Origin of the sequence: Pseudomonas khorasanensis, from assembly GCF_014268505.2 — a bacterium.
GTDB classification, from domain to species: Bacteria; Pseudomonadota; Gammaproteobacteria; order Pseudomonadales; family Pseudomonadaceae; genus Aquipseudomonas; species Aquipseudomonas khorasanensis.
This window is the reverse complement of record NZ_JABWQP020000017.1, coordinates 40,615-63,506: the sequence shown is the minus strand read 5'-3', so window position 1 is coordinate 63,506 and position 22,892 is coordinate 40,615. Positions and strand designations below refer to the sequence as shown.

Annotated in this window: 18 protein-coding genes and 1 tRNA gene; 3 read left to right on the top strand and 16 right to left on the bottom strand. The window is 58.8% G+C overall.

What is annotated here, in order from left to right:
- Positions 1 to 36: 36 nt before the first annotated feature.
- The 8 genes from HU727_RS23835 to rpsU all read right to left on the bottom strand — a co-directional run bounded on the left by HU727_RS23835 (position 37) and on the right by rpsU (position 11,913).
- On the bottom strand, positions 37 to 831 hold the full coding sequence (locus HU727_RS23835) for a carbon-nitrogen hydrolase family protein (RefSeq protein WP_186532918.1): 795 nt from the start codon (positions 829 to 831) through the stop codon (positions 37 to 39).
- A 12-nt stretch (positions 832 to 843) separates the two neighbouring features.
- Entirely contained in the window at positions 844 to 2,526 is a 1,683-nt protein-coding gene (locus tag HU727_RS23830) for a flavin monoamine oxidase family protein (RefSeq protein WP_186532917.1), read from the bottom strand.
- 215 nt (positions 2,527 to 2,741) lie between these two features.
- Positions 2,742 to 3,203, bottom strand: coding sequence for an Lrp/AsnC family transcriptional regulator (locus HU727_RS23825; protein WP_186532916.1), 462 nt, complete (start codon positions 3,201 to 3,203; stop codon positions 2,742 to 2,744).
- A 164-nt stretch (positions 3,204 to 3,367) separates the two neighbouring features.
- Positions 3,368 to 3,444 (bottom strand) — tRNA-Ile (locus HU727_RS23820).
- Between the two features lie 15 nt (positions 3,445 to 3,459).
- Positions 3,460 to 7,206 carry a bifunctional diguanylate cyclase/phosphodiesterase gene (locus HU727_RS23815; RefSeq protein ID WP_186532915.1) on the bottom strand — a complete coding sequence of 1,249 codons (3,747 nt, stop codon included), beginning with the start codon at positions 7,204 to 7,206 and terminating at the stop codon, positions 3,460 to 3,462.
- A gap of 126 nt (positions 7,207 to 7,332) precedes the next feature.
- Positions 7,333 to 9,180 (bottom strand): RNA polymerase sigma factor RpoD, encoded by a 1,848-nt coding sequence (gene rpoD, locus HU727_RS23810; RefSeq protein ID WP_186532914.1) that lies wholly within the window; start codon positions 9,178 to 9,180, stop codon positions 7,333 to 7,335.
- Positions 9,181 to 9,247: 67 nt separating this feature from the next.
- On the bottom strand, positions 9,248 to 11,212 hold the full coding sequence (gene dnaG / locus HU727_RS23805) for a DNA primase (protein ID WP_186533029.1): 1,965 nt from the start codon (positions 11,210 to 11,212) through the stop codon (positions 9,248 to 9,250).
- A 485-nt stretch (positions 11,213 to 11,697) separates the two neighbouring features.
- Positions 11,698 to 11,913 carry a 30S ribosomal protein S21 gene (gene rpsU / locus HU727_RS23800; protein WP_002551877.1) on the bottom strand — a complete coding sequence of 72 codons (216 nt, stop codon included), beginning with the start codon at positions 11,911 to 11,913 and terminating at the stop codon, positions 11,698 to 11,700.
- Positions 11,914 to 12,112: 199 nt separating this feature from the next.
- Between rpsU and tsaD the strand changes: the two genes are divergently transcribed.
- On the top strand, positions 12,113 to 13,138 hold the full coding sequence (gene tsaD / locus HU727_RS23795; protein ID WP_186532913.1) for a tRNA (adenosine(37)-N6)-threonylcarbamoyltransferase complex transferase subunit TsaD: 1,026 nt from the start codon (positions 12,113 to 12,115) through the stop codon (positions 13,136 to 13,138).
- A gap of 23 nt (positions 13,139 to 13,161) precedes the next feature.
- Here the strand turns inward: tsaD and plsY are convergent, their stop codons facing one another.
- Positions 13,162 to 13,731, bottom strand: a complete 570-nt coding sequence (plsY, locus tag HU727_RS23790; protein WP_186532912.1) for a glycerol-3-phosphate 1-O-acyltransferase PlsY — start codon at positions 13,729 to 13,731, stop codon at positions 13,162 to 13,164.
- 74 nt (positions 13,732 to 13,805) lie between these two features.
- Here plsY and folB point away from each other — a divergent pair, with 74 nt between their 5' ends.
- Both folB and folK read left to right on the top strand, forming a co-directional pair.
- Positions 13,806 to 14,162, top strand: a complete 357-nt coding sequence (folB, locus tag HU727_RS23785) for a dihydroneopterin aldolase (protein ID WP_186532911.1) — start codon at positions 13,806 to 13,808, stop codon at positions 14,160 to 14,162.
- Positions 14,153 to 14,668, top strand: coding sequence for a 2-amino-4-hydroxy-6-hydroxymethyldihydropteridine diphosphokinase (folK, locus tag HU727_RS23780; protein WP_186532910.1), 516 nt, complete (start codon positions 14,153 to 14,155; stop codon positions 14,666 to 14,668). The genes folB and folK overlap by 10 nt, the downstream gene beginning before the upstream one ends.
- 89 nt (positions 14,669 to 14,757) lie before the next feature.
- On the opposite strand, the gene HU727_RS23775 is transcribed toward folK, so the two are convergent.
- The 7 genes from HU727_RS23775 to apaG all read right to left on the bottom strand — a co-directional run bounded on the left by HU727_RS23775 (position 14,758) and on the right by apaG (position 22,833).
- On the bottom strand, positions 14,758 to 15,981 hold the full coding sequence (locus tag HU727_RS23775; RefSeq protein WP_186532909.1) for a multifunctional CCA addition/repair protein: 1,224 nt from the start codon (positions 15,979 to 15,981) through the stop codon (positions 14,758 to 14,760).
- Positions 15,982 to 16,044: 63 nt separating this feature from the next.
- Positions 16,045 to 17,607, bottom strand: coding sequence for a SpoVR family protein (locus HU727_RS23770; protein WP_186532908.1), 1,563 nt, complete (start codon positions 17,605 to 17,607; stop codon positions 16,045 to 16,047).
- On the bottom strand, positions 17,604 to 18,875 hold the full coding sequence (locus HU727_RS23765) for a YeaH/YhbH family protein (protein ID WP_039757709.1): 1,272 nt from the start codon (positions 18,873 to 18,875) through the stop codon (positions 17,604 to 17,606). Before HU727_RS23765 ends, HU727_RS23770 begins: the two co-directional genes overlap by 4 nt.
- Before the next feature lie 114 nt (positions 18,876 to 18,989).
- Complete coding sequence (locus HU727_RS23760; protein WP_186532907.1) at positions 18,990 to 20,912, bottom strand: PrkA family serine protein kinase; 1,923 nt, start codon at positions 20,910 to 20,912, stop codon at positions 18,990 to 18,992.
- Between the two features lie 296 nt (positions 20,913 to 21,208).
- Complete coding sequence (gene glpE, locus HU727_RS23755) at positions 21,209 to 21,538, bottom strand: thiosulfate sulfurtransferase GlpE (protein ID WP_186532906.1); 330 nt, start codon at positions 21,536 to 21,538, stop codon at positions 21,209 to 21,211.
- A gap of 33 nt (positions 21,539 to 21,571) precedes the next feature.
- Positions 21,572 to 22,453: a symmetrical bis(5'-nucleosyl)-tetraphosphatase gene (locus HU727_RS23750; RefSeq protein WP_186532905.1), complete on the bottom strand. Its 882-nt coding sequence runs from the start codon at positions 22,451 to 22,453 to the stop codon at positions 21,572 to 21,574.
- Complete coding sequence (gene apaG, locus HU727_RS23745; RefSeq protein WP_186532904.1) at positions 22,453 to 22,833, bottom strand: Co2+/Mg2+ efflux facilitator ApaG/CorD; 381 nt, start codon at positions 22,831 to 22,833, stop codon at positions 22,453 to 22,455. Before apaG ends, HU727_RS23750 begins: the two co-directional genes overlap by 1 nt.
- Positions 22,834 to 22,892: the final 59 nt, after the last annotated feature.

Genomic DNA, 22,892 nt, shown 5'->3' with positions numbered 1-22,892 from the left:
GCACTTCCAGAACAGTGAGGTGCCCATGCTAGCGGATTAGCGTTGGTTGAGCGCGCCGTAAAGTTCTGGGCGACGGTCATTCAGATAGCGATTGATCTCACGGGAATCGCTCATCAACTGGCGATCCAGTTCGCCCACGATCAAGGCTTCGTCGAGTCCGGCCAGAGCGATACGACTGCCGTCCGGCGCTGCCAGGCTGCTTTGGCCGCAATAGTGAATGTCGCGTTCATGGCCGCAGTAATTGGCGTAGGCCACGTAGCACTGGTTTTCGAAGGCGCGCGAGCGGACCATGACGTCGGCCACGAAGTCGAACGAAACCATATTGGCCGTTGGCGTCACGATAAGCTCGGCGCCGGCAAGCGCCAGTCGCCGGGCGTTCTCTGGGAACTCCAGGTCATAGCAGATGAGGAATCCGAGCTTCCAGCCGTTGAGTTCGACCAGCGGAAAATCATTGTCGCCGGGGCTGAACATCGAGCGATCAAGATCGCCGTAGAGATGCGTCTTGCGGTAATTGCACAGGCGCTCGCCGTGGCAATCAATCAACTGCACCGCGTTGAAGATATCGCCTTCGGCGGTGCGCTCGGGGTAACCGTACACAATCGCCAGGCCGGCCGCTTTGGCGATCCGGCCGATCTGCTGCGCCCATTCGCCGTTATACACCTCAGCCAGAGTGCTGACGGCCTCGGCGCCAATGTTGTAGCCGGTCATGTACATTTCCGGCAGCACCAACAGATCGGCGCCCCTGGCCTCCATCGCCACTTGATGCAGGCGGTGAAGGTTGGCGGCGGGGTCCAGTGGTAGCGGCGGACATTGGTAAAGGGCTACACGCATCAGGGATTCCTCTTACTCGGGCAGGGCGATAGGGCCGATGTCTTTGAACACATCACCCGGGCCCGGGTTCTCTTTATGTGTCGATCCGCCGAAATGTTTCATGATGCCCCACACCGCATTGAGCGAAGTCTGCACCGCGCCTTCGACCCACGCCGGTGTCCACGATACGTCGTCCCCGGCAATGAAAATCCCGCGCTGCTCGGCCGGCATGTCGTCCTGCATGAAGTGCGCGTACATCCGCTGGTTGTAGCGGTAATGGCCGGGCAGCGCGCCTTTGAAGGCACCGAGGAAATACGGGTCGGCTTCCCATGAAACGGTAATCGGGTCGCCGATGATCCGCGCAGCGATATCGACTTTCGGGTAGATCTTTTTCAGCGCGTTCAGCGCCAGCTCAACGCGTTTTTCGACCGGATGCGGGAGCATTTTCAACGCGTCGCTCATCCATGAGTACGACAGGCAGATCACGCCCGGTTTGTCGTCGCCGTTGTCGAACAGATAGGTGCCACGGGTCAGGCGATCAGTGAGGGTCATGCTCATCAGATCGCGGCCGGTTTCCGGGTCCTTGTCCTTCCAGAACGGACGGTCGACCATCACGAAAGTCTTCGACGACTGCATGTAGCGGGTGCGATCAAGGGCCATCCACATTTTCTGTGAAAACAGGGTTTCGTCGCACTCGATCTGCGTGGTCAGTAGCCAGCTCTGGCAAGTGGTCAGGACGGCAGCGTATTCGCGGGTGTCGCCGTTATTGTCGGTGACGGCGAAGCGGCCGTCCGGCGCGTGAGCGATTTTCTTCACCCCCGAACGCGGCGCGCCACGGTGCAGGGATTTCAGGCTGGTGCCTTCTGGCCAATGAACGCAGCGCTCCGGCACATGCCGCCAGATGCCTTGCGGCACCTGCTCGACGCCGCCGACCACCAGGTGCTGATGGTCGTCGCAGTTGGTCATCACGACACGGAAAATTTCCAGCATCGAATTGGGGAAATCCGAGTCCCAGCCGCCAGTGCCGAAACCGACCTGACCGAACACTTCGCGGTGATGAAAAGAAAGTTTGGCGAAGGCTTTCGAGGTGGCGACGAAATCGTAAAAAGTCCGGTCGTCCCACAACGGCACGAGTTTGTTCCACAGTTCTTTCAGGCGCGGCACGTCGCGGTCGCGGATGGCTTGCTGAATGTCGGAGAACTGCGAGCCGGCTTCCAGCGCGTCCGCCCAAGCGTCAGCGACTTCCTGGAACAACGCAGGAAGATCCTTCAGGCTTTGTGCGTAATGAGTTGTGCCCTCAAGGTCGATCACGGTGCTGCCGGAGGCCGACGTCAGCGGGTTCGGGAAGGGTTTGGTCTCAAGTCCAAGCTTGTCGACATAGTGATAGAACGCCGTGGAGGACACCGGAAAACGCATACCGCCGAGCTCGGCGACAATGCCGTCCGTGCCATTGAAGGCTTGTGAACGCAGACGACCTCCCAGTTTTGACGCCTCGTACACCACCGGCTTCAAGCCGAGTTTCATCAGCTCATAAGCGGCCACCAGACCGGCGATGCCCGCACCGACAATTGCCACCTCGGCGCCATGGTTCTGCTCAGGAATGCTGCCGAGACCGGCCGGATGCTCGATCCAGTCGTCGAACGCGAACGGAAAGTCCGGGCCGAAAATGGTGACTGGTTTCTTACTGTCTGCAGGATGACGATTGTTCTTGTTCATGACTGACCTTACTGGCGACCCGACGCGAGATACGCGTCTGAGTATAGGAAAAGATGCCAGCCATTCTAGGGAGCGTCGAACACGTTAATAAGACGCAAAGTGTCGTCGTTTTGCCGGTTGATCATTCAATGTGACGATTGCTGGCTACAAACTGACCAGAAATGTAGGAGCGAGCCTGCTCGCGAAGAGCCCAGTCAGGGCGCCGACCCAATGCTTCAGACTGGCTGCCCCCGATCAATCTTGCTACTCAAAATAATCGAAGTCGTGGTCTTTTCGACTCCATCGACGCTGCCAATCTGATCCAGCAACTGATCGAGCTGCTCCGGCGAATCCGTGCGCAACCACGCCACATAATCAAACTCGCCACTCACCGCGCAAAGCTGCTGCACCTGCGCCATCGCACTCAGGCGACGCAGCACCTCCTTGCCGGAACGCGGTTGTACCTTGATCCCGACATACGCCTGCAAACCACCGTCAACCACGCGCTGACCGAGCCGCACGCCGTAACCCGTGATCACTTTGGCCTTTTCCAGCCTGGCCAGGCGCGAAGTGACAGTCGTACGCGCAATGCCCAGTTGCCGAGCGAGCATGGCGACGCTTTCGCGGGCGTTGATCTGCAGGGCGGCGATTAGCTGGCGGTCGATTTCGTCGAGGATGGGCTGGCGGGTGTCTGGCAAGGGTTGGCTCCGTTGGCATTGGATCGAATGGGGCGCATTTTACAGGCAAACAGCGGTAGGCTTTCGAAAGGGCTTCAACAAAGCCTGAAACGAACATTGCGCTCGCCAGAAAGAAACCCGACCACTCGGCCAATAAAAAGCCGCGCAATGCGCGGCTTTCGAATTGGTGGGCCCACACGGACTCGAACCGTGGACCAAAGGATTATGAGTCCTCTGCTCTAACCAACTGAGCTATAGGCCCTCAGTAGGCCGCGGATTATAGCGACGGTTTCCCGGCTGTGCCATCCGAAAAATCCGATAAGGTTACTTGCAGAAATGTTGCCGCGAACTCATCCGGCGGTAGTGGCAGGCTGACGATGTAGCCCTGGATCTGTTCACAGCCTTCAGCGGCGAGGAATTGTTGTTGCGCCTGGGTTTCCACGCCTTCGGCAATCACGGTGAATTGCATGCTGCGCCCCAGTGCGATGATGGCTCGCACTATTGCCGCGTCGTGGGGGTCGTCGGGCAGTCCACGGACGAAAGACTGGTCGATTTTGAGGATGTCCAGCGGCAAGCGCTTGAGGTAGCTGAGCGAGGAATAGCCGGTGCCGAAGTCATCGATCGCCAGTTGTACGCCGAGGCGTTTGAGTTGGTGTAGCACTGCCAGTGCCTCTTCGGCCTGACTCATGATGAAATTTTCGGTAATTTCCAGTTGCAGTAAATCCGGCCTGAGTCCGTTGTCCTTGAGCAGTTGCTCGATGCGCGCAAGCAGATTCGGTTGGCGCAGTTGCGCACCGGCGAGGTTCACCGACAGCGGGCCGAGCGGTTCGTAGATCTGGTTCCACTCAAACATCTGCCGGCAAGCGGTCTCCAGCACCCAGTCGCCGATCTGCAGGATCATGCCGTTCTCTTCTGCCAGCGGGATGAAGTGCTCTGGCGGTACTTCGCCAAAGGTTGGGTGCCGCCAGCGAATCAGCGCTTCCGCGCCCACCAGGCTGTGGTCGACCAGGCTGATTTTGGGTTGGTAATACAGAAACAGCTCGTCGCGCTCGATGGCGCGACGCAGTTCGTGTTCCAGCGCTATGCGTTCGCTGGCCTGGGCGGTGAGGTCACGGGTGTAGCTTTCGACGCGATTGCGCCCTTTGGCTTTGGAGCGATACATCGCCGCGTCGGCGTTTTTAACCAATGTAGCGACGTCGCAGCCATCGCGCGGATAAAGGCTGGTGCCGATGCTGGCGCTGATGAAGAATTCATGTTCGCCGGCCTGGAAGGGCGCGCCGAAGCAATTGAGCAGTTTCGTGGCGATGTTATCCGCGTCGCTCGCTTGCTGCAGGCCCGGCAGCAAGATGATGAATTCATCGCCGCCCAACCGCGCAACCGTGTCGATATCGCGTAACTGCTCCTTCAAACGCACGGCAATTCCTTTGAGCAACAGGTCGCCGACCGGATGCCCGAGGCTGTCGTTGATGTGCTTGAAACGATCGAGGTCGAGAAACAGCACGGCGCCTTGACCACCATTTTCCTGCTGGCTGGTCAGGGCCATTTGCAGGCGGCTTTCGAACAGCGTGCGATTGGGCAGACCGGTGAGCGGATCATGGTGGGCCTGATAGTCGAGCTTGGCCTGCGCATGCTTGAGGCTGGAAATATCGGCGAACACCGCGACAAAGTGGGTGATGAATTTGTCGCGGTTGCGTACCGCGCTGATGGTCAGCCAGCTCGGATACAGCTCCCCATTTTTGCGCCGGTTGGAGATTTCGCCTTGCCAGTGACCTTCGGCGGTCAGTTGATGCCACATCGCCGCGTAAAACGCACTGTCGTGCAATCCCGAAGCGAGCAGGCGCGGCGTATGGCCCAGCGCTTCGCTTTCGCTGTAGCCGGTGATTTCAGTAAAGGCGCGGTTGACCGCGCTGATGTGCTGCTGAGTGTCGGTGATCAATACACCTTCGGCAGTGCTCTCGAAAACGGTGGCGGCCTGTTGCAGTTTTTCCTGCATCAAATGGCGTTCGGTAATGTCCCGGGCGATGGTCAGCATGCAATCGTCATCACCAATCGGTAGCGGGCGACTGGAGACTTCGCACAGGCGAATCTGCCCGTCGCTGCGGCGGATATGGCAAGTGAAGTCGCGAACGAAGCCGTCTCGTTGCATCAGGTCGAGCATTTGTTTGCGTTCGTTGAGGTTGACCCATATGCCCAGGTCCAGCGTTGAGCGATCCACCGACATGGCGCTGTTGAATCCGGTGATACGACTGAAGCCTTCGTTGACCTCAAGCAACAGACCGTCGCTCTGGCGCGACAGCAGTAAGCCGTCCGGTGAGGCATGGAAGGCCTTGGCAAATTTCTCTTCGGAGGTCTGCAGTTGCTGTTGGGTTTCCTTGAGTTGACTGATGTCGCGCACGACGACCACCAGCGCCGGGGTGGTGTCGAGGTCGAAAGGCTCGGCAGAAATCAGCCCTGTAAACAGTTGGCCGTTATTGCGGCGAAAAGGCATCTCGAGGTTGCGAATGCTGCCGGCCTGCAAGCGCTGCAATAATCCGGGACCGACGCCGGGAATGCCCCAAATATTGAGGTTGGTGGCGGTTTGTCCAACCACTTCGTCAGCCCTGAGGCCAATCTGTTCTTCAAAAGCCTCATTGACCTCCAGCAGGCAACCGTCGGACAGGCGCGCTATCACGAGGATGTCCGGGCACTGCTGGAACACCGAAGCGAACTTCTGCTCTGACAGTCGCAGCGCCTCCTCCGTGCGCTTGATTTCGCTGATGTCGATCATCAGGCCGCGCATCACCGGCTCGTGGCCGTGTTCTATCAGGCTGACGATATCGCGCACCCACAGGCAGCGGCCGTCGGCGGTGATCACCCGATAGTCGACAATGTGGTCGCGCCCTTGGCGTAGCGCCTCTCGACAGTAGTTCTGCGTGCGGGTCAGGTCGGCGGGGTGAATGATGTTGTGCCAGAATCCCGGAATCAGCCAGTGAGACTGTGGATAACCGAGCAAGTCTTCAGCGTGAGGCGAGACATAGCTGTAGGTGAAGTCGCTCATCCGCGCTTCCCAGGCGATGGCCGACAGGCTTTCCACCAGGCCGCGATAGTGATACTCGCTGCTGCGCAGCTCCTGTTCGAGGTCTATGCGTCGGGTGATTTCCGAACTCAGGCGCCGGTTGATGCGAATGACCACGGCAAGCACTGTCATCAGTAGCAACAGCCCAGGCAGGCCATAGATCAGCAGATCGGACCAGAATGTGCGGTGGTCGAGGACGTTGCCGACCCAGTGTTCCTGGATGCTGCTGATCTGCGCAGGCGACATGTCAGCGAGGACTTTGTCGAGAATGCCCACCAGCACCTTATTGTCGCGCGGCACGGCCATCGCCAGTTGATAGCGATACGGCGTTTCGCCGCTGACGTAGAGGCCGTCGAGCTTGAGCTGGCGCAGGCTCCAGACGCTGGACGCGAGGTCGCCGACCACCGCGTCAACTTCGTCGGTCGCCAGTGCCTGCAGCGCCGAACTGACATTGGGCATGGCGACCAGATTCAGGTCGGGGTGATGAGTGCGAAGCAGTTCGTGGGGCGCGTAGTTTTCCACCACGGCGATTTTCAAACCGTACAAGTCGTCGATTTTGCGCGGCTGGGCCCCACCGACATGGGCGAGGATTACAATCGGGAAGTCGAGGTAGGGGCGCGTGAACGCAAGGTAGGTCTGCCGTTCCGGAGTGGACATGATGCCCGGCAACAAGTCGATTTTGCCCTTTTTCACCTGCTCCAGCACCACGGTCCAGCTCACCGGCTCGATGGGTGTGAGCTTGACCGCCAATCGTTGGCGGATCACGTCGATGTAGTCGGCGGCCAGGCCCTGATAACGGTTCTGATCGTCACGGAACTCGAAGGGCGGCCACGACGCATCGACACCCAGGCGCAAATCGGGGTGAGCCGCCAGCCAGCTACGTTCTTCGTCGGTGAGAGTCAGCGCGTCAGCCGTGGCGGTGCAGATCATCAATGACAACAGAAGAAGCACGGGCGCCAGTCTGGGCATAACGCTCTCGTTATGGCTCGGGGGTGATTGTTTCGAGTGTAGACGGGGTATGCGGCGGGGAGGGTGGGGCGGGGAATTTAATCTGCCATAAAACAAAACCCCCGGCCTGGGCCGGGGGTTCTGGTATCACTCGTCGAGGAAGGAGCGCAGATGCTCGCTTCGCGTCGGGTGGCGCAGCTTGCGCAGCGCCTTGGCTTCGATCTGACGGATCCGCTCACGCGTTACGTCAAACTGTTTGCCCACTTCTTCGAGCGTATGGTCGGTGTTCATGTCGATACCGAAGCGCATGCGCAGTACCTTGGCTTCACGGGCAGTGAGGCCGGACAGCACTTCGCGGGTCGCTTCTTTCAGACTTTCAACCGTGGCGACATCGATTGGCGACTGCATGGTCGAGTCTTCGATGAAGTCGCCCAGATGGGAGTCTTCGTCATCACCGATCGGCGTTTCCATGGAGATCGGCTCTTTGGCGATCTTCAATACCTTGCGGATCTTGTCCTCAGGCATTTCCATGCGTTCGCCCAGCTCTTCCGGGGTCGGTTCGCGACCCATTTCCTGCAACATCTGCCGGGAAATACGGTTGAGCTTGTTGATCGTCTCGATCATGTGCACCGGAATACGGATGGTGCGGGCCTGGTCGGCGATCGAGCGAGTGATCGCCTGACGGATCCACCAGGTGGCATAAGTCGAGAACTTGTAACCACGACGGTATTCGAACTTGTCCACCGCTTTCATCAGGCCGATGTTGCCTTCCTGGATCAGATCGAGGAATTGCAGGCCGCGGTTGGTGTACTTCTTGGCGATCGAGATCACCAGACGCAGGTTGGCTTCAACCATCTCTTTCTTCGCGCGGCGGGCCTTGGCCTCACCGATCGACATGCGACGGTTGATGTCCTTGATTTCGGCGATGGTCAGGCCGGTCTCGGTTTCCAGCGCGATCAGTTTCTGCTGGCAACGGATGATATCTGGCTGCACACGGCCGATGGCTTCGGCGTACTTGCTCTTGCCTTTGGCCAGGGCGTCGGACCAGCTTTCGTCGACTTCGTTGCCCGGGAACTGACGCAGGAAATCGGCGCGTGGCATACGTGCATCACGTACGCACAGCTGCATGATCGCGCGCTCTTGCTGACGCAGGCGATCCAGGGCACCGCGCACACGCTCGACCAGGGCTTCGAATTGCTTCGGCACCAGTTTGATCGGCATGAACAGCTCGGCCAGGGCCAGCAACTCGGCAACCGCTGCCTTGTTGTGACGACCGTGCTTTTTCAGGGCCTTGCGGGTGATTTCCATCTGGTCAGCCACGGCGCCGAAACGCTGGGCAGCAATGACCGGGTCCGGACCGCTTTCGGCTTCTTCTTCGTCATCGGAAGAGTCGGCTTCATCGTCGTCGGTCTCGTCGTCCGCCTTGACGGCTTTCGGGTCAACCGGCGGCGGCACTTCTGCCGCTGGCGGCGCGATGCCGTCGTCCGGGTCGATATAACCGCTCAGGACGTCGGACAGGCGACCACCTTCGGTGGTGACGCGGGTGTACTCGGAGAGAATGTGGTCAACCGTGCCAGGGAAGTGCGCGATCGCGCTCATCACTTCACGAATGCCTTCTTCGATCCGCTTGGCGATTTCGATTTCGCCTTCACGGGTCAGAAGCTCGACCGTACCCATTTCACGCATGTACATGCGCACCGGGTCAGTGGTGCGACCGATATCGGTCTCCACCGCCGCCAACGCAGCGGCTGCTTCTTCCGCAGCGGCCTCGTCGGTATCGGCGTCGGCCAACATAAGGGCGTCCGCATCCGGAGCACTCTCGTGTACGGGGATCCCCATGTCGTTAATCATGCGGATGATGTCTTCCACCTGCTCCGGATCTGAAATATCCTCGGGCAGGTGGTCGTTGACCTCGGCGTAAGTCAGATACTTCTGCTCACGACCCAGTTTGATCAACTCAATAATACGAGACTGCTGTTGCGCTTTTCCGGACATAACACCCTATCCACTGAAGGTCTTGGCGGGCAAAAAACAAGCCGAGGATTATACCTGAGCTATGACCTCACGCGCCAGTTGAGGTCGGGTTTGATGCGGAAACATTGCGACTTAAAAGGTCGCGCAGTTGATTTTTCTCTTCAATGCTCAGTTCGCTTTGTCGCGCTTTCCTGAGCAGTTGTTCCAGATTTCGCTCGCGTTGGCGGGCTGACAAGCTAGTAATGGTGTCGAAAAACTGTTGTTCAAGGTTATCTCCGTCAATCAGCCACTCCTTTTCTGCAAGTGCCTTGAGCAAGCGACCCTGTTCAGTGCCGTGCCATCGCGCGATCAACTGAAATGAGTTTAGCTTGGGATTCTTCTGTACGGCTTCGAGCAGCGCCACAAGTAGCTGGGCGTTGGTCTGATTTTCATCGGCAATGTGCCCGGCGTCTTCGACGCGTTTGGCCAGTTGCGGGTGATGGAGCAGTGTTCTCAGGGCTGTCAGCGTAGGCGATTCGACGCCGATCGGGGTGCGCGGACGCTGCTGCTCCCGATCAGCGCCACGCTTGCCATTCTTGTCCCAGGGTTTTTTGTCCCACTTCTTGCCGCCGGCGCCGGGTTTCTTCGGCGTCCACTCCTGCTGCGGCGCATACATGTCCTGTGACTGCGGCTGATGGTAGTCGCTGTAATCCGGCATGGCGTCGTAATCGATGCCCGGATCGTAGGCGGGCGGCGCTTCCTGCGGCGCGCTCTGTACCAGCTGGCTGACGGTCTCGCTGCTCAGGCCGGTAATCTCGGTCAGGCGCTGACGCATCAAAATGCGCAGGTTTGCGCCCGGCACCTTATCGATCAGCGGCGCGGCGAGGGTGGCCATGTGTGCCTTGCCCTCCAGCGAGCGCGGGTCGGCTTCTTCGATCAGTTGCTGGAAGAAATAATCGGCCAGCGGCTGCGCATGTTGGTTGATGCGTGCTTTGAAGGCGTCGGTGCCTTCGGCTCGAACCAGTGTGTCCGGGTCTTCGCCCTCGGGCAAAAACAGGAACCGCGCGCGGCGCCCGTCCTGCAGGCATGGCAGTGTTGCTTCCAGTGCGCGCCACGCTGCGTTGCGCCCGGCCTGGTCGCCGTCGAAGCAGAACAAAACGTTCGGGACGACGCGAAACAGGCGTTTCAAGTGTTCTTCGCTGGTCGCAGTCCCCAGTGTCGCAACGGCATTGCGCAAGCCTTGCTGGGCGAGGGCGATGACGTCCATATAGCCCTCGACGACAATGATCTCGTCAAGGTTGCGGTTGTTCTTGCGCGCTTCATAGAGGCCGTAGAGTTCCTGGCCTTTATGGAAAACCGGGGTTTCCGGTGAGTTCAGGTATTTCGGTTTGTCGTCGCCCAGTACGCGACCGCCGAAGGCGATGATCCTTCCCCGGCTGTCACGGATCGGAAACATCACGCGATCACGGAAGCGATCATAGCGTTTGCCGGTTTCGGCGTTCTCGATCAGCAGGCCGGCTTCAATCATTGCCTTCTGTTGCAGCGTGTCGCTGCTCAGATGCTTGAGCAGGTTGTCCCAGCCCGGCGGCGCAAAGCCAAGGCCGAAATCCCGGGCAATCTCGCCGGTCAGGCCGCGTCCCTTGAGGTAATCCACCGCCGCCTTGCGCGATGGATGACTCTTTAGTGCCTGGCGATAAAAGTCGGCGGCGGCGGTCAGCAGCGGGTACAGCGGCGAGTCGGTCGGCTGCCGTGGTTTGCGCTCCCGGCCGCTTTCTTCGCGGGGGATTTCCATGCCGGCGGCTTTGGCCAGATCTTCGACGGCCTGGGGGAAGTCCAGATTGTCGTGATCCATGAGAAAACCGAGGGCGTTGCCGCCGGCGCCGCAGCCGAAGCAATAATAGAACTGCTTGTCGGGGCTGACGCTGAACGACGGAGTTTTCTCTTTGTGAAACGGGCAACAGGCGGTGTAGTTCTTGCCGGCCTTCTTCAATTGCACGCGCGAGCTGACCACGTCGACGATGTCGGTGCGGTTCAGCAGGTCGTCAATGAAGCTCTGGGGAATCAGCCCGGCCATGGCGTTCTCGTCGTCTGCGCTGCAATAAGTCCGATGCGAAAGGCTGGCGGACACGGGTCATTGCTGGAAGCGCACAAGGTGTGCGGCTCGACCGGTGTTGTCTGCGTGATCGCTGTCGGGAAGTGTATCTGCCGAAGATCCACTGACGTGAGTACCTATCAGTCTTCGACTATTTGAAAGTGTTGCGCTGAATCCGCTGACGGCCGGTTACAGGCCTCGGATAGCTCAATAAAGCGGGCACGCATGCAGGTGCCTTGGGCTGATCGTCGTAAGAGGAATCAGTGGGTGTGCTCGTCAGTAGCCTTGAAAGGCTCGTCAGAAAAGACGTGCACCGCTGGCAAAAGAGCCAGGCCTGACGCGGTGAAGCAGATTTGTCTCGGTCGCATCGGCGGCTTCGACGGTGAAACTCAAGCGTTTTACGCAAATGCCATTAGCCCGGCTGAGGGCCGGGCTTAGGCAAGAAGCTTGCTACGAACGTCTGTGTATTAGTACAGACGAACGGCGCGGCGCTGTTCGCGCTGAACTTTCTTGGCGTGACGCTTAACAGCAGCTGCTGCCTTGCGCTTACGCTCAGAAGTTGGCTTCTCGTAAAATTCGCGGCTACGAACTTCAGCCAGTACACCGGCTTTTTCGCAGGAGCGCTTGAAACGACGCAGAGCTACGTCGAAGGGTTCGTTCTCTTTTACTTTGACGGCTGGCATCCAGAGCTACCTTCATTCATTACCGGGGTCAACATCCTCGCGGCAAAAGAGCACTTGAAGACGTCGGTTTTTAAGGGTTGCGGATGTTAACCCCTCATCGCTCGGAATGCAAAGCCTCTGATCGAAAACCGCTGGTCGGGGCATCACGCGGGGACTATTATGCGCGCCTTCGAATTCAGCCTAAACAAGGCGCAAACCCATGCTAGTACTGGGATTAGAAACCTCCTGCGACGAAACCGGCGTCGCATTATATGACAGTGAGCGCGGTCTGCTGGCCGACGCGCTGTTCAGTCAGATCGACCTGCACCGCGCCTATGGCGGTGTGGTGCCGGAGCTGGCCTCGCGTGACCACGTCAAACGCATGCTGCCCTTGATTCGTCAGGTGTTGGCCGAGGCCGACTGTGTGCCGACCGAGATCGATTCGATTGCCTACACCGCAGGCCCTGGCCTGGTCGGCGCGCTGTTGGTCGGTGCATCCTGCGCTCAGGCGCTGGCGTTTGCCTGGGGCATTCCGGCGCTCGGCGTGCATCACATGGAAGGCCACCTGCTCGCACCGATGCTGGAGCCGAAACCACCAGAATTCCCGTTCGTCGCTTTGTTGGTTTCAGGCGGTCATACACAGTTGGTCCAGGTGGATGGCATCGGCCAATACAGCCTGCTCGGCGAAACACTCGACGATGCGGCCGGCGAAGCCTTCGACAAGACCGCGAAGATGATGGGCCTCAATTATCCCGGCGGGCCGGAGATCGCCAAACTGGCCGAGAAGGGTGTCGCAGGACGCTTCACTTTTCCGCGCCCGATGTGTGATCGCCCAGGGCTGGACTTCAGCTTCAGCGGCCTGAAAACCTTCGCCCTCAACACCTGGCAGCAATGCGTCAGCGCCGGGGACGACGGTGAACAAGCCCGTTGCGACATCGCGCTGGCATTCCAGCAGGCCGTGGTGGAGACTTTGACCATCAAGTGCAAGCGCGCCCTGAAACAGGCGGGCATGAAGCGTCTGGTGATTGCCGGCGGCGTCAGCGCCAACAAGGCGTTGCGGGTTTCGCTGGAGAAGATGCTCGGCGACATGAAAGGCGATGTGTTCTATGCGCGTCCCGAGTTCTGCACCGACAACGGCGCAATGATCGCGTTTGCCGGTTGCCAGCGCTTGAAGGCCGGTCAGCAGGAAAGTCTGGCGATTACGGTTCAGGCGCGATGGCCGATGGAGCAGTTGTCGGCGTTGTGAGGAGCCGCTTGACCGGACGGTATTTAAAAATGCCGTTCGCGCCCGGCAAACAGGTCGCGTAGATTGCCGCGATGACGCCAGACAATCAGCAGGGTCAACGCGCTCATGGGCAGCAAGGCTTTCGGCTCCTGCCAGGCCAGCAACGGCAGGGTCAGCGGCGTGGCAATCAGCGCCGCCAGCGAGCTGGTGCGGGTCAGGTAGAACGTCAGCAGCCAGGCGCACACTGCCAGCAACGCGGCGGGTGGATACAGGCCCACCAGCATGCCGGCAGCGGTGGCGACACCTTTGCCGCCGCGGAAGCGAAAATACAGTGGGAACAGGTGACCGATCACGGCGCAAACGCCGATCCAGGCCTGATCCTGCAGCGAGAGGCCTGCTGCCGAGGCAATCAGTACTGGCAGCAAGCCTTTGAGTAGATCACCCACCAGGGTCAGGATCGCCAGTTTGCGACCGACCAGACGCAGCATGTTGGTGGCGCCGGCATTGCCCGAGCCACTCATTCGCGGGTCCGGGTTTCCGGTCAGGCGGCTGAGCAAAATGGCGAAGGACAGCGAGCCGAGCAGGTAGGCGAGAATCGCCAGTAACCAAAACATGCTAACTATTCCGGGCGAGGACGCCCTGATTCTAACGGCGCATTGCGCCCTTGTCGTGCAGCGGAGAAAAGTGCTTGGACAGAGTGTTTATCGAGGGCCTGGAAGTCGATACCGTGATTGGTGCCTACGACTGGGAGCGCGGCATCCGTCAATGTCTGCGCCTTGATTTGAGCTTCGCCTGGGACAACCGCCCGGCCGCCGCAGGTGATGACCTGGCTTTGGCACTCGACTACGCCAGCGTTTCCACGCGCATTCAGGCCTTTGCCGAGCAGGCGCAGTTTCAACTGGTCGAGACCTTCGCCGAGCGGCTGGTTGAAGTGCTCATGACCGAATTCAAGATCACCTGGGTGCGGCTGAAGCTGACCAAGCCAGGCGCTGTGCCGGCGGCCAAGGGCGGCGTGGGTGTGGAGATCGAGCGCGGATGTCGCTGACTCAGGTCTATCTCGGGCTCGGTAGCAATATCGAGCGCGAAACCCACTTGCGTGCTGGCCTCGATGCGCTGGCCGGTTTTTTGGTGGACGTCCGCTGTTCGGCGGTGTTTGAAAGCCAGCCGGTGGGCATCAAGAGCGGGCCGTTCTTCAACTTCGTGGTCTCGGCTTATACCGATTTGCCGTTGATGGAGCTGGATCGGCGGCTGAAATTCATCGAAGCGGATAACGGCCGTTATGCCCCGGATCGCAAAGGCCTGCCGCTGGATATCGACGTGCTGCTGTACGGCGATCTGGTCGGTAACTTCGACGGTTTGATATTGCCGCGAGCAGAAATTCTAAAAAACGCTTTTGTACTCTGGCCGCTTTCGCTGATCGCCCCCGAGCGGGTGCATCCAGGCGTAGGAAAGAGTTTCGCAACGTTGTGGGCCGAAGCGCAGATTGAACAGGTGCTGGCGCCGGTTTCATTCGAATGGAATGGGCAGCAACTGACTCCGTCGAATCTTTAAAGCAAAAGATCGCAGCCTTCGGCAGCCCTACAGGGAAACGCGAATTCCTCTCTAGAAGCTGCCGAAGGCTGCGATCTTTTGATCTTCCTTCAAGCGTTGTCTTTATAGATCTTCAACGCTTTGAGCCGCTCACGCTGAAGTGCTTCGCCCAGTGCCGGCCCCTTGAATCCCTTTTCCAGTAACGGCTGCACCGCGACGCTGCGTGCTGCGGTTGCGGCACCGCGCAAATAATCGGCCTGTGGATAACTGCGCTGCTCCAGACCCTTGCGGCCACGCGCATCCATCTCGCACGCAGCGATAAACTCCTCGAAACGCTGCGGCCGACGGTAAATATCGAAGCTCTGCAGTAACTCCAGTAGCGTGGAAGCCTTCAGCTCGAGGGCTCTGTGCCCATGGGTGTGATATTGCCCGACCAGCATTGCCAGTTCCTGGCAATCCCTGGGAACTTTGAAGCGCTCGTTGACCGCTTTGATCAGCTTAAGGCCGGTATGTTCGTGGGCGATGTGTTGCGGCCACTCCTCTTGCGGCGTCAGGCCTTTGCCCAAGTCGTGCAGAAGGCAGGCCCAGCGCACCGTCAGTGGCTGCTTGTGCAGGGCTGATTGCGCAAGCACGCTCAAGGTGTGCAGGCCCGTGTCGATTTCCGGGTGATGAGTCTCCGGCTGCGGCACGCCGAACAAGGCGTCGACTTCCGGCATCAATACCTTGAGGGCGTCACATTCTCGCAACACTTCGATGAACACCTGAGGCTGATCTTCCATCAGTGCGCGGGAGATTTCCTTCCAGCTGCGTTCGGCGGTCAGCGCTTGCAGTTCGCCGGATTCGCTGAGCTGACGCATCAGGTCGAGTGTTTCTGGCGCAACGGTAAACCCCAGTCCGGCATATCGGGCCGCAAAGCGGGCAACACGCAACACTCGGAGGGGATCTTCGGCGAAGGCCGGGGAAACGTGGCGCAGGATTCGCGCTTCAAGATCACGTTGGCCATGGTACGGATCGGTCAGATTGAGCTGATCGTCCTCCGCCATGGCATTGATCGTAAGGTCGCGACGAATCAGGTCTTCTTCCAGCGTGACTTCGGGACTTGCGTAAAACGTGAAGCCGCCGTAACCGCGCCCACTTTTGCGTTCAGTGCGCGCGAGGGCGTATTCCTCCCCGGTGCGCGGGTGGAGAAACACCGGGAAATCCGCGCCTACTGGCCGGAACCCCTTGGCGAGCATTTCTTCGGTGGTCGCGCCGACCACGACCCGGTCGATGTCCGTGACCGGTAACCCCAACAGGCGATCACGTACTGCGCCGCCAACTTTGTAAACCTGCATAAAAAACCTCCGTCAGTCCGACAGGATAACCCTTGCGTCAGACTTTCGGAGGTGGAAACCGGGTCAAAGATGAATGACGGCAAGATCAAGCCGACCGTAATCCCCTTCGCCATGTTCACTGCGCGGCGGCACGTGATGGGTTTTCATGATCTGGTCGCCCTGCAGGGTTTCCAGATGAATATCGAAGCCCCACAAGCGGTGCAGGTGCTTGAGTACTTCGTCCGTGGAGTCGCCCAATGGCTTGCGGTCGTGCTGCTGGTGACGCAGGGTCAGGGAACGGTCGCCGCGCCGATCGATGCTATAGATCTGCACGTTAGGCTCACGATTGCCGAGGTTGTACTGCGCAGCCAGGGTTTCGCGGATGATACGGTAGCCAACCTCGTCATGAATCGCCGGTACCAGCAGGTCGTCCTTCTGGTCATCGTCAAGGATGCTGAACAGCTTCAGATCACGAATGACCTTCGGTGACAGGTACTGCAGGATGAAACTCTCATCCTTGAAGCTGCTCATGGCGAACTTGATCGACGACAGCCAGTCACTGCCGGCAAGTTCGGGGAACCAGTGGCGATCCTCGTCGGTAGGCTCTTCGCAGATGCGACGAATATCTCGGTACATCGCGAAACCCAGTGCATAGGGGTTGATGCCGCTGTAGTAAGGGCTGTCGAAGCCCGGTTGGACAACCACGCTGGTATGCGACGTCAGGAACTCCATCATGAAGCCGTCCGTAACCAGGCCTTCGTCATACAGGTCATTCATCAGCGTGTAATGCCAAAACGTCGCCCAGCCTTCGTTCATCACTTGTGTCTGGCGCTGCGGATAGAAGTACTGCGCAATCTTGCGCACGATGCGCACGATCTCGCGCTGCCACGGCTCCAGCAGTGGCGCGTGCTTTTCGATGAAATACAGGATGTTTTCCTGTGGTTCGGCTGGGAAGCGCGCGTTGTCCTTTTCGCTGTATTTGTCCGCGCCTTTGGGAATGGTGCGCCACAGATCGTTGATCTGCTTCTGCAGGTGCTCTTCGCGATCCTTCTGCCGCCGGCGCTCTTCCTCGGCGGAAATCGGATAGGGACGTTTGTAACGGTCGACGCCGTAGTTCATCAGGGCATGGCAGGAGTCGAGCAGATCCTCCACGGCATCGATGCCGTGGCGCTCCTCGCACTGCATGATGTACTGCTTGGCGAACACCAGGTAATCAATGATCGAACTGGCGTCCGTCCACGTGCGGAACAGGTAGTTGCCCTTGAAGAAACTGTTATGGCCATAGCAGGCATGAGCCACCACCAGGGCCTGCATGCAGATGGTGTTTTCTTCCATCAGATAGGCGATGCAGGGATCGGAGTTGATCACAATCTCGTAGGCCAGCCCCATCTGCCCGCGACTGTAGGATTTCTCAGTGCTGAGGAAGTGTTTGCCGTAGGACCAGTGGTGGTAACCCAGCGGCATGCCCACCGACGCATAGGCATCCATCATCTGCTCGGCGGTGATCACTTCGATCTGGTTAGGGTAGGTATCCAGCGCATAACGGGCCGCGATACGGGCGATCTCGCGGTCGTAGGTCTGGATCAGCTCGAATGTCCATTCGGAGCCGGTGGAAATGGGTTGGCGCTTCTGCTCTTTGGCGGTCATGTCACTAACCTGCGCTGGAAGAGTTCACGGAAGACCGGATAGATATCTCCGGCCGAGACCAGTTGCTGTTGGGCAAACGTGTCAGAGAAGGCTTCGGCGATGCGTTCGTATTCGTACCACAAGGCCTGATGTTCGCGCGGGGTGATCTCAACGTACGTGTAATACTGCACAAACGGCATGATCTGGTTGATCAGAATGTCACGGCAAATGGGCGAGTCGTCGTTCCAGTTGTCGCCGTCGGACGCCTGCGCCGCATAGATATTCCATTCGTTGCTCGGGTAACGCTCGGCCATGATTTCCTGCATCAATTTCAATGCGCTGGAAACGATGGTGCCGCCGGTCTCCCGTGAATAGAAAAACTCCTCTTCATCCACTTCCCGTGCGCTGGTGTGGTGACGAATGAACACCACGTCGATCTTGTCGTAGTTCCGTTTCAGGAACAGGTACAACAGGATGAAAAAGCGCTTGGCGATGTCCTTGGTTGCCTGGGTCATCGAGCCGGACACGTCCATGAGGCAAAACATCACCGCTTTGGAACTGGGGTTGGGCTGTTTGACCAGCAGGTTGTATTTCAAATCAAAGGTATCGAGGAAAGGCACGCGATGAATACGCGCGCTGAGTTTCTCGATTTCGGCTTCGAGTTCCTGAATATCACCGAAGTTGTCCGGTTCTTCGCGCTTGAGCCGCGCCAGTTCTTCCTTGGCTTCGCGCAGTTTGGCCCGGCTGCTGCCGGACAGGGCTATACGACGCGCGTGCGCCGAGCGCAGCGTGCGGATGATATTGATCCGTGACGGGTTGCCCTCGTTACTGATGCCTGCGCGTACGGTTTTAAAGGTATCGGTGCCGGTCAGGTTGCGTTTGACCAGATTCGGCAGTTCGAGGTCTTCGAACATGAACTCGAGAAACTCCTCCTGCGTGATCTGGAAGACAAACTCGTCCATACCCTCGCCGGAATTGCCGGCCTTGCCCGGGCCGCGTCCACCGCCGCCACCCGGGGGGCGGGCGATGTGTTCACCGGCAGTGAATTCCTTGTTGCCGGGATGAACCACGGTCTGCTTGCCACCGCGACCATGGTGAAGCACCGGTTCATCGATGTCGCGACCGGGAATGCTGATCTGTTCACCGTGCTCCATATCGGTAATGGAGCGCCGGCTGACTGCCTCTTCGACAGCCTTTTTGATGTGGTCACGGTATCGCCGCAGAAAGCGCTGACGGTTCACCGTGCTCTTGTTCTTGCCATTGAGGCGTCGGTCGATCACATAGCTCATAAGGCCCCTCCGGGGAGCTTCAAGTTTTGAGCTGCAAGCTGCAAGTAGAAGCGGTCCCGAATATTTACGGATTGACGCTCTCTTGCAGCTTGAAGCTAGAAGCTTGCAGCTGCCTCACTGCGACTTCCGGACCCGCAGGTACCATTCGGAAAGAAGCCGTACCTGTTTATCGGTGTAGCCACGTTCAACCATGCGTGTGACAAAGTCGTTGTGTTTCTGTTGGTCCTCTTTGCTGGCCTTGGCGTTGAAGCTGATGACAGGCAACAGGTCTTCGGTGTTGGAGAACATTTTCTTCTCGATGACCACCCGCAGTTTTTCGTAGCTGAGCCAGGTCGGGTTCTTGCCGTTGTTATTGGCTCGGGCGCGCAGCACGAAGTTGACGATTTCGTTACGGAAGTCTTTCGGATTGCTGATGCCGGCCGGTTTTTCGATTTTTTCCAGTTCCTCGTTCAGCGCCACGCGGTTGAGGATTTCGCCGGTTTCCGGATCGCGATACTCCTGATCCTGAATCCAGAAATCCGCGTACAGCACGTAGCGGTCGAAGATGTTCTGGCCGTATTCGCTGTAGGACTCCAGGTACGCGGTCTGGATTTCCTTGCCGATGAATTCGATGTAGCGCGGTGCCAGGTATTCCTTCAGATAGCGCAGGTAGCGCTCTCGGGTCTCGGCCTGGAACTGTTCCTGTTCGATCTGCTGTTCCAGTACGTAGAGCAAATGCACCGGGTTGGCGGCGATTTCATGCGGGTCGAAGTTGAAAACCTTGGACAGAATCTTGAAGGCGAAGCGGGTCGACAGACCGTTCATGCCTTCGTCGACGCCTGCCGAATCCCGGTATTCCTGAATCGACTTGGCCTTCGGATCGGTGTCCTTGAGGTTTTCGCCGTCGTAGACACGCATTTTCGAATAAATATTGGAGTTTTCCGGCTCCTTGAGGCGCGACAGCACGGTGAACTGCGCGAGCATCTTCAAGGTGTCCGGTGCGCAATGGGCCTTGGCGAGCGAGCTGTTGAAGAGCAGTTTGTCGTAGATCTTCACTTCATCACTGACGCGCAGGCAGTACGGCACCTTGACGATGTAGATCCGGTCGATGAATGCCTCGTTGTTCTTGTTGTTGCGGAAGGTGTGCCACTCCGATTCGTTGGAGTGAGCAAGCAGAATCCCGGTGAACGGAATCGCGCCCAGGCCTTCGGTACTGTTGTAGTTGCCCTCCTGAGTGGCGGTCAGCAGCGGGTGCAGCACCTTGATCGGCGCCTTGAACATTTCGACGAATTCCATCAGGCCCTGGTTGGCCCGGCACAGCGCACCGGAGTAGCTGTAGGCGTCGGCGTCGTTCTGTGGGAATTCCTCCAGTTTGCGTATGTCGACCTTGCCGACCAGCGCGGAAATGTCCTGGTTGTTCTCATCACCGGGTTCGGTCTTGGCCACTGCGATCTGGTTGAGGATCGACGGGTACAGCTTGACCACGCGGAACTGGCTGATGTCGCCGCCGAACTCGGCCAGGCGCTTGGTCGCCCACGGCGACATGATGGTGTTCACGTAGCGCCGGGGGATGCCGAAATCTTCCTCGAGGATTGCGCCATCTTCAGTGGCGTTGAACAGACCTAGCGGCGATTCGAAGACCGGCGAGCCCTTGATGGCGTAGAAGGGCACTTTTTCCATCAGTTGTTTGAGCTTCTCGGCCAGGGACGATTTACCGCCACCGACGGGGCCGAGCAGATAGAGGATCTGTTTCTTCTCTTCCAGGCCCTGGGCGGCGTGGCGGAAATACGAGACGATCTGGTCGATGCATTCTTCCATCCCGTGGAAGTCTTCAAAGGCCGGATAACGGCGGATCACCTTGTTGGAGAAGATGCGCGACAGCCTCGAGTTGGCCGAAGTGTCGAGCAGCTCCGGTTCGCCGATCGCCAATAACAGGCGCTCGGCGGCGGATACATAGGCGCTGCGATCCTTTTTGCACAGCTCCAGGTACTCCTGAAGGGAGAATTCCTCCTGGCGTGTGGATTCGAAGCGTTGTTGGAAGTGGCTAAAGATACTCATGACGTCACCTCGCTCGATACGTGGAGCCGACGCCGGATCACTCAGTCGATGCTGGCAGCAGCCGCTGTGGCAGCTGCTGTTTACCCCCCAGAATTCTCCCACGGTAGACAAACCGCGAAAGCTACTCCCGATGACCCGCGCGCCGGTGTACCGGCTCTCCCCTGATTTGGATGGCCTGCGCTTAAGGATAGTTGGGAATTCAGGAGGTAAAGGCGAGATACGTAATTAGTTGTGGCAGACCGTTCGTCTGCTCCGCGCAGGGCCACGGGAGCCGGGGCCTGCGCGTGACAAAAAAATTATTCGGCAGCTTCCTGCGCGGTTTCCGACGGATAAATCGTACGCCACAGCTCGAAGCCGCCATCCATGCTGTAGACGTCGGTGAAGCCTTGGCTGATCAGGTAGCCGGCAGCGCTTTGGCTGGAGTTGCCGTGATAGCAGACCACTACTACCGGCGCATCGAGGTCGGCGTTGCGGATGAAATCGGCAATGGAGTGGTTGTCCAGGTGCTGAGAGCCGGGAATATGGCTGGCAGCATAGGTTTGCGGATCGCGCACATCGACGACGACTGCGCCTTGCTCACGCAGGGCCTGGGCCTGCTCGGGAGGGATTCGTTTGAATTCGGTCATGGCGTATTCCTGTTGCTCAACTGAATGTGCAGTCTAACGCGGTGCGCCGACTGGCGAAGATTCGGGGATAGATGGCGCGAAGGAGGGCGCGAGGCCGCCGTGTTCATCGCATTTGCACGAGAGACGCTCGCCGCTGTCGACGTTCATCAGGGTCAAGCTGCCGCCCCAGACGCAACCGGTGTCCAGCGCCGAGATGCCCGGCTCATGAATATTGCCTTCGAGTGCCGCCCAGTGACCGAAGATGATGCGCAGGCCTCGGGTTTTGCGTTCCTTGTGCTGGAACCACGGCTTGTAGCCGGGCGGGGCGGTGTCGAGGCCTTCCTTGCTCTTGAGGTCGAGCTTGCCTTCTGCGGTGCAGAAGCGCATGCGCGTGAAGTAATTGGTGATCACGCGCAGACGGTCGATGCCTTTGAGATCGTTGTCCCATTTCGCCGGCTCGTTACCGTACATGCCGTCGAGGTAGGCGGGGAAAACGTTGTCGTCGCGCAGGGCGGTCTCGACTTCGGCCGCGCACTTCAATGCCCGGCGCAGCGACCACTGAGGCGGGATGCCGGCGTGGACCATGGCGACATCGCGCATTTCGTCGTAATGCATCAGCTTCTGCTGGCGCAACCATTCCATCAGTTGCGGGCCGTCGGGCGCCTCGATGATTTCGCGCAAGGTGTCGCTTTTCTTCAAGCGCTCAATTTTTTTCGCGGCGGCCAGCAAATGCAGGTCGTGATTGCCGAGCACGCAAACCAGCGATTCGCGCATGCCATATAGAAAGCGCAAGGTCTCCAGGGATTGCGGGCCACGGTTGACCAGATCACCGACCAGCCACAGCCGATCGAGTGCCGGATCAAAGGCGACTTGCCTGAGCAGGCATTTGAGCGGTTCGAGGCAGCCTTGCAGGTCACCGACGGCGTACGTCGTCATCAGTGCAGGGCTCCCGGCACGGCGAGGCGAAACGGCTTGATGATCGCAGCGAAATGCTTGCCGTCGTCGGCGACCATTTCATAAGTACCCTGCATGGTGCCCACCTTGGTGGTCATCACCGTGCCGCTGGTATAGGTATGGCTCTCGCCGACGGCGATCAGCGGCTTCTGGCCGACGACGCCTTCACCGCGAACTTCCTCGACATGGCCGTCACCATCTGTGATCACCCAGTGCCGCGACAACAGCTTGGCCGCAAGCTGGCCGTTGTTCTTCACGGTGATGGTATAGGCGAAGGCAAAGCGGTCGTGTTCGGGTTGCGATTGGTCTGCCAGATAGTGGGTAACGACGCTGACATCAACCTGATAACGGGAATCGGACATGCAAGAAGGCCTTAACGAAGCGGAACGCGGGGCGTAGCTGATGGGGAATCAGTCTAGGC